The organism is Microbulbifer agarilyticus (assembly GCF_020171345.1).
Lineage (GTDB): Bacteria > Pseudomonadota > Gammaproteobacteria > Pseudomonadales > Cellvibrionaceae > Microbulbifer > Microbulbifer agarilyticus_D.
Map to the genome: position 1 here is coordinate 445845 of NZ_JAIUZM010000002.1, position 15251 is coordinate 461095.

The 15251-nt window shown below is 57.8% G+C and carries 14 protein-coding genes; 8 read left to right on the plus strand and 6 right to left on the minus strand.

Annotation, left to right across the window (positions count from 1 at the left end):
* The first annotated feature begins 99 nt into the window (after nucleotides 1-99).
* From leuC to LCM31_RS09065, 7 genes are all read left to right on the plus strand, one after another.
* Nucleotides 100-1548, plus strand: coding sequence for a 3-isopropylmalate dehydratase large subunit (gene leuC / locus LCM31_RS09035; protein WP_224869322.1), 1449 nt, complete (start codon nucleotides 100-102; stop codon nucleotides 1546-1548).
* Complete coding sequence (gene leuD, locus LCM31_RS09040; protein ID WP_224869323.1) at nucleotides 1545-2195, plus strand: 3-isopropylmalate dehydratase small subunit; 651 nt, start codon at nucleotides 1545-1547, stop codon at nucleotides 2193-2195. The genes leuC and leuD overlap by 4 nt, the downstream gene beginning before the upstream one ends.
* Nucleotides 2192-3550, plus strand: coding sequence for an MmgE/PrpD family protein (locus tag LCM31_RS09045; RefSeq protein ID WP_224869325.1), 1359 nt, complete (start codon nucleotides 2192-2194; stop codon nucleotides 3548-3550). The genes leuD and LCM31_RS09045 overlap by 4 nt, the downstream gene beginning before the upstream one ends.
* The gene (locus LCM31_RS09050; RefSeq protein ID WP_224869327.1) at nucleotides 3547-4941 is read left to right on the plus strand and encodes an MmgE/PrpD family protein; all 1395 of its coding nucleotides are present in this window, start codon (nucleotides 3547-3549) and stop codon (nucleotides 4939-4941) included. Before LCM31_RS09045 ends, LCM31_RS09050 begins: the two co-directional genes overlap by 4 nt.
* A gap of 69 nt (nucleotides 4942-5010) precedes the next feature.
* The gene (locus tag LCM31_RS09055; RefSeq protein ID WP_224869329.1) at nucleotides 5011-6411 is read left to right on the plus strand and encodes a phenylacetate--CoA ligase family protein; all 1401 of its coding nucleotides are present in this window, start codon (nucleotides 5011-5013) and stop codon (nucleotides 6409-6411) included.
* A 31-nt stretch (nucleotides 6412-6442) separates the two neighbouring features.
* Nucleotides 6443-7819, plus strand: coding sequence for an amidase (locus LCM31_RS09060; protein ID WP_224869330.1), 1377 nt, complete (start codon nucleotides 6443-6445; stop codon nucleotides 7817-7819).
* Nucleotides 7820-7845: 26 nt separating this feature from the next.
* A complete protein-coding gene (locus tag LCM31_RS09065; RefSeq protein ID WP_224869332.1) occupies nucleotides 7846-8700 on the plus strand; it encodes an enoyl-CoA hydratase/isomerase family protein in 855 nt (284 codons plus the stop codon).
* 55 nt (nucleotides 8701-8755) lie between these two features.
* Here the strand turns inward: LCM31_RS09065 and LCM31_RS09070 are convergent, their stop codons facing one another.
* The 4 genes from LCM31_RS09070 to LCM31_RS09085 form a co-directional block, all read right to left on the minus strand.
* A complete protein-coding gene (locus tag LCM31_RS09070; protein ID WP_224869334.1) occupies nucleotides 8756-9151 on the minus strand; it encodes a hypothetical protein in 396 nt (131 codons plus the stop codon).
* A 36-nt stretch (nucleotides 9152-9187) separates the two neighbouring features.
* Nucleotides 9188-10375: a class I SAM-dependent methyltransferase gene (locus LCM31_RS09075; RefSeq protein ID WP_224869336.1), complete on the minus strand. Its 1188-nt coding sequence runs from the start codon at nucleotides 10373-10375 to the stop codon at nucleotides 9188-9190.
* A gap of 139 nt (nucleotides 10376-10514) precedes the next feature.
* Nucleotides 10515-11204, minus strand: a complete 690-nt coding sequence (locus LCM31_RS09080; RefSeq protein ID WP_077404182.1) for a Crp/Fnr family transcriptional regulator — start codon at nucleotides 11202-11204, stop codon at nucleotides 10515-10517.
* Between the two features lie 72 nt (nucleotides 11205-11276).
* Entirely contained in the window at nucleotides 11277-12488 is a 1212-nt protein-coding gene (locus tag LCM31_RS09085; protein WP_224869338.1) for a CaiB/BaiF CoA transferase family protein, read from the minus strand.
* Between the two features lie 149 nt (nucleotides 12489-12637).
* Between LCM31_RS09085 and LCM31_RS09090 the strand changes: the two genes are divergently transcribed.
* Nucleotides 12638-13591 carry a hydroxymethylglutaryl-CoA lyase gene (locus LCM31_RS09090; RefSeq protein WP_224869340.1) on the plus strand — a complete coding sequence of 318 codons (954 nt, stop codon included), beginning with the start codon at nucleotides 12638-12640 and terminating at the stop codon, nucleotides 13589-13591.
* Between the two features lie 95 nt (nucleotides 13592-13686).
* On the opposite strand, the gene LCM31_RS09095 is transcribed toward LCM31_RS09090, so the two are convergent.
* Nucleotides 13687-14217: a flavin reductase family protein gene (locus tag LCM31_RS09095; protein ID WP_224869342.1), complete on the minus strand. Its 531-nt coding sequence runs from the start codon at nucleotides 14215-14217 to the stop codon at nucleotides 13687-13689.
* The gene (locus LCM31_RS09100; protein ID WP_224869344.1) at nucleotides 14207-15178 is read right to left on the minus strand and encodes a hypothetical protein; all 972 of its coding nucleotides are present in this window, start codon (nucleotides 15176-15178) and stop codon (nucleotides 14207-14209) included. The genes LCM31_RS09095 and LCM31_RS09100 overlap by 11 nt, the downstream gene beginning before the upstream one ends.
* Nucleotides 15179-15251 lie beyond the last annotated feature (73 nt).

The window sequence follows — 15251 nt, forward strand, 5'->3', positions numbered from 1 at the left end:
CAGTAAATCACTATTCTCAAAGTCCTAATGTTATAATAATATATCAAATACGGAGAGAAAAGATCTTATCTGACCCGAGGGTACAGGAGGGCAGGGGCAATGACGACACCGGGGGCGATTTCGGGGGCGACCACGCTATTTGACAAGTTGTGGTCCGAGCACGCCGTGTGCGAGCTCGACAATGGGGAAACGTTGCTCTATTTGGATCGGGTTTTCCTGCACGAGCGCACGGGTTCTATTGCGTTGCAAAGCCTGCACGCGGCGGGTTATGGCGTGCGCGATGCGCGCAAAGTGTTTTGCACCATGGATCACATCGTCGACACCTTTCCTGGGCGCGGCGATGCAACACTGATGCCCTCGGGGACAGATTTTATTACCGCGACTCGCAACGAGACGCGTGCCGCGAACATTCGTTTATTTGATGTCGATGATCCCAATCAGGGAATTGTGCATGTTATTTCTCCAGAGCAGGGGCTGGTTCTACCGGGGCTGACACTGGTTTGTCCAGACAGCCATACCTGCACCCAGGGCGCGATTGGCGCTTTGGCCTGGGGGATTGGGTCCAGCGAAGCAGAGCATGCGATGGCCACGGGCACCTTGCGTGTGCGCAAGCCAAAAAATATGCGCGTGGTTATTGATGGCGCACTGCAGCCTGGTGTGACCGCGAAGGATCTGGTCCTAAACCTGATTGCACGCTTCGGTGCAAATGGTGGGGCGGGTTACGCCGTGGAGTTCGCGGGTTCCACCGTGCGGGATTTGGAAGTGGAGGCCCGCTTCACCTTGTGCAACATGGCGGTGGAGTTTTCAGCATTTACTGCGGTGATCGCGCCGGATGAAAAAGTCGAGGCGTATTTCCACGGGCGTGATTTCGCCCCCAAGGGCGAGCACTGGCGGGATGCCGTCGAACACTGGCGCTCTCTGCGCAGTGACGAAGCCGCCCGCTTTGACCGTGAACTGCATGTGGACGCGTCCACCATTCAGCCGGCAGTGACCTGGGGCACTAGCCCGGAACAGGTTGTGAGCATCAGCGAACCCATTCCCTATCCGGATACCTTTGCAGAAGATCACCGGCGTGAATCGGCGGTGCGGGCGCTCGCGTACCAGAATTTGGCACCAGGCAACCATCTTGTCGACATCTCGATTGATGCCGCCTTTATAGGTTCCTGTACCAACAGCCGCCTGAGTGATTTGCAGGCTGCTGCCGCCGTGGTTAAGGGGAGAAGAATTGCGCCCGGCGTGCGCGGCGTTGTTGTGCCCGGCTCTCGGCGGGTCAAAAAGGCCGCCGAACAAGAAGGGCTGGATCAGATTTTTATCGATGCGGGATTTGAATGGCGGGACTCCGGTTGCTCCATGTGTTTTTACGCCGGCGGAGAAACCTTTGGCGCACACCAGCGCGTGATTTCCACAACCAATAGAAATTTTGAGGGGCGTCAGGGGCCGAATACCCGCACACATCTGGCAAGCCCTGCAACCGTCGCTGCATCGGCCATTGCCGGGTCATTTATCTCGGCAGAAATGCTGGCAGAGAGTGAGTCATTGGCGTCATGAAAGCATTTACGGTTCACGCGGGTGTCGCCGCGCCATTGTTACGACGGAATATCGACACCGACGCCATTATCCCATCGCGGGAAATGAAGCGCGTATCCAAGCAAGGGCTGGGTGAAGGTTTGTTCGCCGGCTGGCGCTACACCTTGCCCGGCGGTCGCGAACAAAACCCTTCATTCGTTCTTAACCGACCCGAGTACCGCAATACGTCGATTTTACTGAGCGGTGACAATTTCGGTTGCGGGTCCTCGCGCGAACATGCGGTTTGGGCACTGGCGGAGTACGGTATTCGCGCAGTGATCGCCAGTGGATTCGGGGCCATCTTTCATACCAACTGTATCCGCAACGGCATTTTACCGGTGTGCCACGATGAGCAGGTCATCAGTGATCTCGCCGAGCGCGTCCAGGAAGATCCGCAAAATAATCTCGTGGAAATTGACCTGAACCGTTGCCGCATTGTGTGTGGTGACCGCGAACTTGAATTCGCACTGGAAGAGGGGGCGCGTCACATGCTGTTGAATGGCCTCGACCCCATCGCGCTCACCCTGCAGCAGCAGAAGTTGATCGACCAGTTTGAAAATACGCGTCGCAAAAAGCATGCCTGGGCGTTTGCCCCCTTTGAAGATTGTGTGGAAGGAGTTTTGCCGTGAATCAATCCATGACTTTGTTGCAGCAGCTGGTATCCCTGCTGGATCGGGAAATCGACGATGCGACTTTGGATCGGGCACAACTGCATTTACTGGACTGGCTCGGTTGCAGTGTGTATGGCGCGCGCAGTGAACTGGCAGAGAAGCTACAGAGCTATCTCGCAGAGTGGGGCGCTTCTGGCAAAAACTGGAATTTGAACGGCAGCGACAGTTGCTGGCAGGACGCGTTGCAGTTTCACGGTGCCCTTGGCAGTGTGTCCGAGATGGATGACCTGCACCGTACATCCACCCTGCACCCCGGGCCGGTAATTATTCCTGCCGCATTGGCGGTTGCCGAAATGGTGGGGGCGAACCCTCGTAAGCTGCTGTCATCCATTGTGGTGGGCTATGAAGTGATGATCCGCATTGGCCGCGCGCTCGGCCGCGATCATTACGCGCTTTATCACAGCACTTCTACCTGTGGCAGCTTCGGTGCGGCGGCAGCTGCCGCACATCTGTTGGATCTTAATCACGAGCAAACCGTTTGGGCCCTTGCGAATGCAGGTAGCCGTACCGGTGGCTTTTGGCAAATGCGCCATGAGGCGGTAGAGACCAAGCATCTGCACAACGCCGGCGCAGCGCATGCCGGTGTACAGGCAGCGCTACTCGCTTCCAGTGAACTGCGTGGGCCGGCCAGTCTGCTTGAGGGGACTCAGGGATTCTTTGCCGCAACCTCCTCGCAGGCGATGCCGCTGGCAGTTATTGATCAGGCATCAGAAGCATGGCTGCTGTTTCAATGCAGCTTCAAACCGTGGCCGGCTTGTCGCCACACCCACCCGACGATCGATGCCGTCAGAGCTCTGGGCGAAGTGTCAGCTGAAGACGTGCGCGAACTGCATGTCAGCACCTTCGGCGATGCATTGATGTTTTGCGACCGCAAACATCCAGAATCACCGGCGCAGGCGCGCTTCAGTCTCCAGCACTGCGCTGCAGTGGCAATTCTGTTTGGCGCGCCGGCGATTGAGTACTTTGGCGAAGAAATTATTGCCCGGTCTGATGTGGCAGAGCTGCGCGGCAAAGTCACCCTGCACGTGAGCGAGGCACATCAGCGCGCGTATCCCGCGCATTTTGGTGCGACGGTACGAGTGGTTCTGCAAGATGGCAGCGAATGGGAAATGGCGTCACCCGATGCCTGGGGAGACCCAGAATGGCCGCTCACTAGTGAAGATATTATCGATAAGGCTCGTACGTTGTTCGCCGCAGCTGGTGTCGGCACGGAAACCACGGAAGATGTGCTGGAAGTAACGTTGAACCTGAGTGGGCAGGACGACCTGAATTCTCTGTTTACGGCCTTGCGTGGATTGGGAGAGCCCCGGTGATCAGCTACGAGCAGCGGCTGGTGGAGCATGTTGCCGAGAGCCAATTTGCAGATCTGGATGCAGCGGCAATAGAAGCCTGCAAAACATTTTTGCTGGACTCCATTGGCGTTGGCATTAGCGGCTCAAGAATTCCCTATGCGGCACAGTTGCTTGAGACGGCTCGGGGATGGGGCTGCGCGGACGAGGGCAAATCTGCAACGGTCTGGGGTACACGGGTTCGCCTGCCTGTCATGCATGCGGCGATGGTCAACGCCTATCAAATCCACTGTCAGGAATTCGACTGCGTTCATGAAGATGCGGTAGTGCATCCCATGGCGGTGATTCTCTCTGCACTGATGGCTGAGGCCGAAGCGCGCAATACCGATGGGCGAGCGCTGTTGTTATCGCTGGCGTTGGCGGTCGACGTGGCCACGGTACTCGGAATGAGCGCCGATAAACCCATGCGATTCTTCCGCCCGGGTACCGCCGGGTGCATTGGTGCAGCGGCAGGGATTGCCCGCCTGCGCGGCTACGACCGCACGCAGATTCAGCAGGCGATGTCTATTGCCTACAGTCAGACCGGTGGCACCATGCAGGCGCACACGGAAGGCGTGGCTGTGTTACCCATGCAAGTTGCGTTCAACGCGCGCAATGCGATTACTGCGGCGGACATGGCCGGTTTTGGCTTGGTCGGGCCGGCGAATTTTCTCAGTGGTGATTACGGCTACTTCTCCATTATGGAATCCGACGGCCACGCCCAGAGCGCCTTTGCAAAATTGGGGCATGAATGGCAAATCGGCCGGGTAAGCCACAAACCGTTTCCCACCGGCCGCGCCGCACACGGAACGCTGGATGCGCTGATGCAACTGCGTAGTGAACACGGCTTTGCCGTAAATGATATTGAGTCTGTCCAGATAGAAGCACCGCCGCTGGTGCGACGCTTGGTAGATCGCCCGGCGCACCCTGACATGAGCGTGAATTACGCCCGTTTGTGTATCGGTTATGTGGCCGCAACCTTGTTGCTGACCGGCAATGTCGGCGTTCAGGCATTTGATCGCGATGCGCTGGCAGATCCAGCGCGTCTGGCACTGGCACAACGTGTACGCATGTGCCCGTCCGCCAGTGAGGACCCAAATGCACTGGCGCCGCAGACAGTAATCGTTCGTTTGCAAGATGGCAGTGAATACCGGCGGGAGATGGCCAGCATCCTCGGCCACCCCGACAGTCCCTTGAGCCGCAAGCGACAGCAGGAAAAGTTTGTTAATTGCCTGGCATCTGCGCGCAATCCCGTGGATTCAGAACAGGCCGAACAAATCCTTGCCCAGATAGCGCGGCTGGATCAGCTGCAATCTATTACCCAATTGACCGCGCTGCTGACGCCCGAACAGCGGCCTGTTTCTGTAACCAGTTAAAGCCAGTAACTAGTAAAAGCCAGTAATTAGTAAAAGCCAGTAATTAGTAAAAGAGAGTGCAAACCAGTTATGCCTTACCCAAGCTATTTTGAAAGCTTTGATGTCCAGCAGGCGCTTGCGGATTACCCACTGGGGGATGCCTTTCTAGAGCGTTATCAGGGAATGACGCGCGAACAACTGCGCGAGCTGCAGAACCAGCGCTTCCTCAAGTTGATGGCGCGGGGCTGGGAAATTTCGTTTTACCAGCGCCTGTGGGGCGATGCGGGTATTAAACGAGAGGATATTCAGAGCCTCGACGATATTGAAAAACTGCCGGTTTTTTCCAAATCCGACATTATGCAAAGTGTCGAAAAGTTTCCACCCATTGGGGATTTTAGCGGGCTCGAAGGGCTGGCCCCGGAGGAGCGCCCGCCAGTGGTTTTCCATACCACCAGCGGCACCACCGGCAGACCCCAGCCAATTATTTTCGGGCCGCGCGGGCGTGAGATCCAGGCCATGCTGGTGGCGCGCTCCTACCGCTTTATGGGGCTGAAGCCCGGCGCTACAGTGCAGTCCACTTATGGGCACGGCATGATTAATGGTGGCCACTATATTCGTGAAGCGGTAACCCGTTATACCAATGCGCTGTTCCTTTCCTCCGGTACCGGTCTGGAAACCCGCTCTGCCCAGCAGGTGCAATTGATGCAGGACTTTGGCGTCAACGTGCTGGTGGGGTTTGCGGATTACATTAAAAAGCTCGCCAGTGTGGCGGAAGAGCAGGGGATTAAGCCGGGCAAAGATATACCGGTGGAAATGATTATTGGGCACCTCGGGCAGGAGACGCGTGCAGCGCTGAGCGAAGCTTGGGGCGGCGCGAAACTGTACGACTGGTATGGCGTCGCCGATACGGGCTGTGTTGCCGCCGAGGGGCCGGACCAGGATGGTCTCTACGTGTGGGAAGACGCCCAGTACCTGGAGCTGCTGGACGTGGATAGCGATCAGCCCGTAACACCGGGTGACACCGGCAACATGGTAGTGACCTGCCTGTATAAGGACGATATCTATCCGGTGATCCGTTTCAATACCTGCGATATCACCTCGGAAATTGTTGGTGAAAACCCGTTCCAGCTGCCGTTCCGCCGTATACGCGGATTCCTCGGGCGCTCCGACAATATGGTCAAGCTGCGCGGCATCAACGTTTATCCGCACGGTATCGGTGGCATGCTGGCAGAGCAGTCGAGCTTTACCGGTGAATACGTCTGCATTGCCGAGCGCGATGATAGCGGGCGGGAAACACTGACGGTGATGGTGGAGGTCTCCGACCCGGTCGCAGCGCACCCGGCAATCGCCGAACAGTGCGCGGCTTTGCTGAAGTTCAAACTCGGCCTGGACGTGGGGGTTGAAATAGTGTCTGCGGGAGAGACCGCTCGCTGGACCGAGATCGACCGCCGGCAAAAGCCCCTGCGTTTACTTGATCGCCGGTTTGGGTAACTCTGTGCGTATTCTTTTCTGGAAAAAAGCCATGTCCCGTAAGCAACATCGTGCGATCAGTGATGAAATTCTTGCCAAGGATGCAACCGCACTGGCGGCGTGTCTGCAGCGCGGAGACCTGAGTAGCCAGGCGCTCACCGCGCGCACGCTCGCGGCCATTGCCGACAGCCAGCAGGGCATCAATGCCTTCCTGCATATTGATCGCGAAGGCGCCATGAATGCCGCACGCGAGGCAGATGTGCGTAGGCGTATGGGTAAGCCCTTATCGATGTTTGACGGGCTGACCTGTGCGGTAAAAGACAATATCGATGTTGCCGGTATGCCCACCTCCAATGGCCTGGGTTATGGCGATACGGCACCGCTGGCACGGGAAGATGCCCCGGTAGTGGCGCGGCTGCGTGCGGCCGGTGTGATTATTCTCGGCAAGCTGAATATGCATGAGGTTGCGTTGGGTGCGACCAACGACAACCCGCATTGGGGCCGTTGCGAAAACCCACTGCGGGCCGGCTATACCCCGGGTGGCTCCAGTGGTGGTTCCGGCGCGGCGGTAGCGGCGGGCCTGTGTGCCTTCGCCCTCGGTACCGACACCATGGGGTCGGTGCGTATCCCGGCCAGCTACTGCGGCGTTGCCGGTCTTAAACCCGGCCGCGAGAGCCTGACAACGGCAGGGGTTACCCGTTTGTGCCGGCAACTGGATACCGTGGGCCCGCTGGCGAGGTCGGCACGGGATCTGCGCGAACTGTGGCCAATCCTGAATGGCACAGCGAACAATCAGGTACCGCCAGCGCGCAGAACCGATTTAGGCAGTGTGCGCTGGGCGGTGCTGGAAGACTGCGAAGGGGTTGGCGTAGAGGAGGGGATCAGCGCAGCTTTTCGCGATCTGGCCAAACGCTTGCCGGGCGCCGGGCATGTGCCGTTAAACTTTTCCGCCATCGATTTTTCCGCGATTCGCCGTGCCGGGCTTTTGCTGTGCGAGGCGGAAGCGAACGTTACCTTTTCTGCCGAACGCCAGCGGCAGCCGCAATTGTTTTCTGAACAGCTGCGCGGGCTGATGCAGTGGGGGGCAGAGCGCTCTGCGCCGGAACTGGTGCAGGCCTCGGACAAGGTGCAAGCGGCCGGAGACTGGCTGCGACAGCAACTACAGAATGTCGATTTTCTGTTGACCCCCACCGCACCGCAGGCGGCGTTTCCGTTTGAGCAGGCCGTGCCGGTCAACCAGGCGAACCTGACCAGCGTGGCAAATATGGCGGGGTTACCGGCAGTCAGTATCCCGCTCGGTGACTCCGCAGAAGGCTTGCCGTTTGGCCTGCAGGTAATCGGGGCCGCAGGGTCGGAGGCGGCGTTGCTAGCGATCTCCGTGGCGCTGCAGGAGTGGCTGGCAGAACATGATCTTGCGGTAACCGCATAACACTGCTGCGAAGCAGGAGAGAAAGCATGACAAGTGAAGTAACTGCACAACAAAGCGAGGGGAATGCCACCGGCACACCGCGTGTTGAAATGCGGTTGGATGACGGACTGGCCCGCATCACACTGGTAAACCCAGACCAGCGCAATGCCATGACGGTGGCAATGTGGCAGCAGCTCGCCAGTGTGCTTGATCAAGTTGAAGCACATGACCAGGTTCGCGCGGTATTGATCAGCGGGGCGGGCTCCCGGGCTTTTTGTGCGGGTGCCAATATCGCCGAACTGTCGCAGGCGATGTCAGATCCAGCAGTGATGCGTCAGCAGAATGCCCTGATCCAGGAAGTGCAGTTGAAGTTGCAGTGTCTGAGCCGGCCGACAATCGCGCTCGTTCGTGGTGCCTGTTATGGCGGTGGCTGTGGCCTGGCGTTGGCCTGTGACCTGCGTATTGCCGATACTGCGGCAACCTTTGCCATCACCCCGGCCAAGCTCGGCATCCTCTATAGCATTGAAGATACACGCCGCTTGGTACGTGCGGTGGGCGACGGTAATGCGCGCGAGATGCTGCTTACCGGGTTGCCGGTGGACGCGACCCGTGCGCTGCAGATAGGCCTGGTACAGCATGTAGCAGAAGGGGATGCGCTGGAGGATAAGGCGCGAGAGCTAGCGCGGGCGTTGATCGAGAATTCCCAGTATTCCGTGCGCTGGACCAAGGCTACTCTGGGTTTTCTTGCTGGAGGCTCTGGTGATGAGCCGGAGAAAGGCAAAGAGGGGGCGGATGCGCTTAAGCGTGCATTCGACGCGGCTTTTTCCGGAAAGGATTTTGCGGAAGGTTGCGCCGCTTTTTTGGCTCGACGCAAAGCCGATTTTCGCTGGCCTCAGGATTAATAAGGGGAGTGATAAGAGGAGTAATAAAAGGAGTATTAAAAGGAGTAATAAATACTCAGGTGTTGGCCAGCTCCTCGATAAGCTCATCCAGTTCGGTGGTCGCGCTGACGGCTTCTTCACGCGCCTGCTGACGCGCACTTTTATCTTCGTCGAACTGTTCTATTTCCTGCTGGATCACGCGCAAAATTCTGGCGATAAAATCCTGGTGCCACAGGCCACGCGCCTGCGCGGCATCGGAGTCCGGCGTGTAACCTTCAATGGACTCGCGGCTTAGCAAGCCGCGTTCTTCGAGTAGACGTTCCAGGGTGTCCATACGCTCGCGTGTCACCGCCAGCTCTCCGGCAACTGCCATCAGAATAGACATCAGGCGGTCGGTATCCGAATCCTTGAAATACGTCGGGCGCTTGCCGCGGGCTTTGTTCCCCGCCATGGTAATAGGATCTAGCGTCATGCCCTTACTCCGGATTTCCGTTGAAATACATTTCGTCTACTTGCTCGCGATGTACGCGTGCCAGGCTGGTTTGCGGCCATAGTCTTCGGTGTCATTTTTCGCTTTAGCTGCACTCGGGAAGAGCTCTTCATCAACCACCGCGTATAGCCCCAGCGTGGCAATATTCTCCCGAGTGAACCCGGCCTGTTCGATAGCCTCAAACAGGTCCATATCGTGCAGGGTGCCCCAGAAGGGCTCGTTGTTGTTGCGGGTATCCCAGTCGCGCATGAACTGCTCGTAGGGAGGCATGTCCGGAGTGAACTGCGGTTGCTCGATGTGCACCACTTTGCCGCCATCGGCCAGCAGTCGGTGGGTCTCCGCCAGAATGCGCGGTAGCGCGCGGCTGGAAGTCTCGTGCAGGAACATGCAGGTAATGATCAGATCAAAGCTACCGTCTTCCGCCTCAATCGCTTCAGCGTTTTCCTGACGGAACAAGATGTTGTTTACGCCGAGGGATTTGGCCCGGGCATTGGCATAGCGCAGCATCGGCGCGGCCACATCAATGGCGACGATTTCGGTATCCGGGAATGCCTGAGCCAGCGGCACAATGTTGTGTCCAACGGTACAGCCGATATCGAGAATACGTCGTGGGCGGAAACCTTTTTCTGCCTGTTCTCGCAGCCATTCCACCAGTGCCTGACCGCCGCCATCGCTGTAGCGACCCAGCATGCCAGCAGTGGTCACAAAAATACCGCTGTCGTAGTTGGCGCCGGCTGCGATGTCATCTTCGCAATACTCGGTGTGATAACCGCCCGGCATGCAGTGAATATCCACGGCACTGATGTAGCGGGGTATTTTGACCTCAGGATTTAGTTGCAGCGATTGGCTGTCTTTGTTCAGGGCGCGGGCCTGATCAATCAGTTCCGGCAGCTGGCGGAAGACCATAGAACGACTACTTTGCTGGCGCATTTCCATGGTGTTGCGGCGCAAAGAGCTCCAGAATTGATACAGCGGTTCGCGTTTGAGTAGTTCACCCACTTCGCGTCGCGTGGTCGGTACTGCACCTTGCTCAACCCGGTAATCGTAGGCTTTGCGCACACCTGGCAGTGTCTGCGAGGCGAGGTGAATATTGAGGTTCGTAAGAAAATTGAACCGGGCTACTTCATCGTGGTTTGCTTTCGGAAACACACCATGGCGCCCGACTGCGTTCCACGCCGGCGGTGCCTGTCGAGCTGCGTCGGCCATTGGGAACTCCGCAATTTGCGAGGATTTCCCATAGTCTAGCGGCGCACGAGGCATTGCCCATGACAATTATCAACTTGGGTGGGTTGCACGGCAGGCGCCGCTATGGCGCCCACTTTCTGCAAAGAATGCCCGGCGAGAATCAGTGAACGCTGGCGAGTTCTTCCAGGATGGCGTTATCGAGAATGCGAATGCGGTGCGCACTCACAATTTCGATCAGCTTCATGGATTTGAGGCGGGCAAAAGCGCGGCTGACGGTTTCGATGGTCAGGCCGAGATAGTCGGCGATATCCTGGCGGCTCATAATCAGTTCGATATCGGCATTCTGCGTACCGCACTGACGTCTCCCGATTTGCGCCAGCAAAAAGCACAGGCGCTCGTGGGCTTTTTTCTGCCCGAGCGCGAACAACTGATCGAGGGTCTGCGCCAGTACATTGCCGCCGATCTGGCGGGCATTGGCCTTCAGCGTGGAAGACTGGTCCACCAGTGCGAGAAACTCGCGGCGAACGAAGGATTGCAGCTCCGTTTCACGCAGGGAGACCACGCTGTATTCGTATTCTTCCGTATTGGTGAATCCGATGTAGTCCCCGGAGTAGGCAAAGGCGATTACCTGCCTGCGGCCCGAGCGGGAAAGGCGCTCAATCATGAGGGTGCCGGAGACAACCACGTACACATTTTGAGCAGTGCTGTGCTGCTTAATGAGCTGTTCACCGGCGGAGATACGCCGGCGCTGGCATATAGCAGTGAGGTCCGCGAGTTCCTCGTTACCAAGGCCGCGGAATAGTCTGGAATGGAAAAACGTTTCCGGCGGTTTCAATGCGGGATTAGGCACCGTGATCCTTCCTGATAATTCTTATTCCAGCAGCCTAAACCCAACAAGCGTGCCTGTCTACGTCCGTGGGGGTCAGTTTGCGGCTTCGGTGCGTTGGCTACCCAGTAGCAGGCCCTGTTCGAGCAATGCGTCGATCTGCTCATCGGTCAGCCCAAGGGAGCGCGCTACCTCAACACTGTGCTCGCCGATTTCCGGCAGATCCCGGCGTAGGCCCAGCCGCTGGCCCCCAAATTCCACCGGCAGCGCCGGCAGCTGGGTCTCTACGCCGTTTTCCAAGGTGACCGGGATCAGGCCTCCGGCGCTGCTGAGCTGGGGGTCTTCAAACAGGTCTGCGGGTTTGTTGATGGGGGCGAAGGGGATACCTGCGCGGTCGAGGCGCGCCATCATGTCGTTCTTGGGCAGGCTGGCAAACAGGGCGCTGATTTGTGGAATCAGGCGGTCGCGGGCGGCCACGCGCCCGGCATTGCTGCTGAGTGCTGGGTCATTCGCTAGCTCGTCCAGGTCAAACTCTTCGCAGAACGCCCGCCACAGGGTGTCACTCACTACGCCGACGAATACGCGCTCGTTCTCTTTGCTCAGGAAAATGTCATACACAGACCAGGCGCTGCGGCGCACCGACATGGGCGGCGGCTCTTCACCGGTGACCGCTTGCTGAGCCATATGCTGGCCCACCAGATAGGCGGTTGTTTCGAACAGGGAGCTGGTTACTTGCTGGCCGCGCCCGCTGGTCTGGCGCTGCTGCAGCGCAGACAAAATAGCGATGACGCCGAACATGCCCCCGGTAATGTCTACCACTGAGGTGCCGGCGCGCAGTGGGCGGTCCGGCAGGCCCGTCATGTAGGCGAGGCCGCCCATCATTTGCGTCACTTCGTCCAGTGCGGTGCGGTGTTCGTAGGGCCCGCTAAGGAAGCCTTTCAGGGAGCAGTAAACAAGGCGCGGGTTGCGTGCGCTTAGGTCAGCGTAGCCAAGGCCCAAGCGATCCATGGCCCCGTGGCGGAAGTTCTCGATGACCACATCGGCTTCATCCACCAGCCTCAGGGCGATGTCTTTACCTTCTTTGGATTTGAGGTCCAACGCGAGGCTGCGCTTGTTGCGGTTGTACATGGCGAAGTAGCCGGCTCCGGAGCCACGCAGGCGACGGGTGTTATCTCCCTGGCAAGGCTCGACCTTGGTTACCTCTGCGCCGAGATCCGCGAGGATACCTCCCGCGGCCGGTCCCATCACCATGTGCGTGAACTCGACAACCTTGATGCCGGCGAGGGGTAACTGTTCCTGTTGCGCCATGAGGGCTTCTCCACTGAATGCGTCGGTTTATATCGCCAATGGGGTATATGTTATAATAATATATCATTAGGTCAAGATGGCGTGCGCCCGTAGTGGGCGCGCCGCGTAGCAATTCGAATGAAACGATGAGTAACCAGAGAGGGGCGGGAGTGAGCGGCAAACAGATCGAAATTAGCGAAGTAGGGCCGCGTGACGGCTTGCAAAGTATCAGCGCCATCATGGCAACCGAAGACAAGAAGCGCTGGATTGCCGCACTCGCCAATGCGGGTTTGCGGGAGATCGAGGTTGGGTCCTTTGTGCCGGCAAAGCTGTTACCGCAGTTGGCGGATACTGCAGAAATAGTGCGCTATGCCGGAACCCTGCCGGGCCTGACGGTGGCGGTGCTGGTGCCCAATGCGCGCGGCGCACAGGATGCGATTGCGGCGGGCGCACACAAGTTAACGATCCCGCTATCGGTCAGTGAAACCCACAGCCTGAAGAACCTGCGCAAAACACATCAGCAGGTGTTGGACGAAGTGCGTCAAATTCGCGCGCAGTTGGACCAGTTGCCCGCAGAGCAGCGCCCGAGTTTTGAGGGCAGTCTTTCCACCTGCTTTGGCTGCACGCTGGAAGGGCCGGTGGCGGAAGAGGCGGTGCTGCGTCTGGGCGAGGGGTTGATGGAAGCTGGCTGTGATGAGGTGGGTCTTTCCGATACCACCGGTTACGGAAACCCGGTGCAGGTACGCCGTTTGATCCAGCTTGTCTGGTCTCACCTCGGCCGGGATGCCTTGAATGGAATCCATTTGCACAATACCCGTGGCCAGGGGTTGGCCAATGTACTGGCGGCGGTGGAAGCAGGCATTACCACCGTGGATGCCTCCATGGGTGGCATTGGTGGTTGTCCGTTTGCCCCGGGTGCCAGTGGCAATATTGTTACCGAGGACCTGGTGTTCTTGCTGGAAGCGATGGGGTATGCGACCGGGGTGGATGTCGACCGATTGATGGCGGCGCGGGAAGTGCTTGCGCAAGGCTTGCCCGACGAGCCGCTGTTTGGGTTTGTACCGGACGCGGGTTTGCCTAAAGGTTTTCAGTACGCAGAACCTCAGTCTGAAGTGGTCGCCTGATCGGCCACTTTATTGCGCGCATAAAAAAGCCGGCAGGTAAACTGCCGGCAAGGATCTACAAGTTTGAGAACGTAATTCAAGCGATGAAGAATTCGTTAGGCAATCCGAGCGTAGGCGCCGCGATGAAATAGCAGCGGTTCGCGATCCTGGGTATGCATAGCGTCTACCCGGCCCACCATAATCAGGTGATCACCACCTTCGTGGCGCGCAGTCAGCGTGCATTGCAGTCGCGCGCAGTATTCATGCAGCAACGGCACACCTTGGGCGCTCATGTGGTAATCCAGCGCGGAAAACTTGTCCACGCCGCGGCGCGCAAACAGGCTCGATAGGTTGTCTTGCTGATCGCTCAGTACATGAATGGCAAAGTGCTCACACTGGTTGAACGCGTCGAAGCAGCCGGTTTTCTTGTCGATGCACCATAATATCAGGGGCGGATCGAGGGATACGGTGTTGAAGCTGCTTACCGTCATGCCGACCGCTTCACCGGATTCGCCACCGGTGGTGACAATGGTTACGCCGGTGGCAAATTGGCCGAACACCTGACGCAGGTTCAGCGGTTCAATTTTGTGGTGCTGTTCCGCGATATCGGCATTGGCCGGGGCCAACAGTTCTGCTTCAGTCGACATAATTCGCTCCCAGTTTCAGGTCACCTTCTTCCCAGCGCAGTACGCCGAAGGTGGTGTATTTTTCTTTCTGAGACTGCATAAACTGCCAGGCACAAACGAAGGTGTAATCTTCGTCGATCTGTGTTTCCCGCGACCACAACTTGAACGCTTCACCGTAGACGTGGCGCACGGAGTAGAGGTAGCGTCCATAAGACATACCGTTACCGTACATGTCTGGGCCGTGATACTGGTGGTGGTTGCCGTTGCGCGTGCGCATGGTTTTCCAGCTGGCATTGACTACGCCACTAATTTCGATCGTCTGCTCGGAGTGCAGAAGATTGAGAGGGTTGTGGTGAATGACAACATCGTTGTGGCCCACCAGCTCCTGCTTATCGTTGTACACCTCAAAGCGGCCGGTAAATTTGCCCGCATGTTTTACGGGCAAGTTAAACGGACGCTTGCCGTTCACTTTTTCCTGCTCCAGGAAGGCTGTGACACGTTTCTGGGTGGTGGGGTTGGTGTCGTGATCATGGGTTACCACGTACAGCCCGTTAAATACCCCAACCAGCGTGTCGCCTTCGAACAACTGTGAGGAGTAAACCTGCATGCCGAGCTCCGGAACCACGTGGTTCATGGTGCGCAGGTTAACGTTCCAGCCCGGGGAAAAATAATTGGAATCGACCAGAAGTCCGTAGGGACGGCCACTGCCAAAAAAGTCCGGGCCGGTATAGATCCGGTCCATATCGGAATCGATTACCCCAAAGCGAAACGGTGAACCGATTTCAAACCGGTCATTCAGCGGACCGGTTGCATCGAACTGAGTGTTCATCCAATAGGTGGTGCGGCCATTTTCGTGCTCACTGGCTCGGCTTACCTTGTTGTAACCCACATGGGTGCCGTCCGCTTCAAACAATGATGGTAGGCCGTGCCATTCACCTTCAATCGCTTGCTGCCAGTTGCTGGGCTTCTTTTCGTTACTCATAGTCGGTTACCGGTTGTGTGCGCCTTTACGCGTTTGGGGCTCGTTTTGGCGGATATTCATGCCATCCTAATCT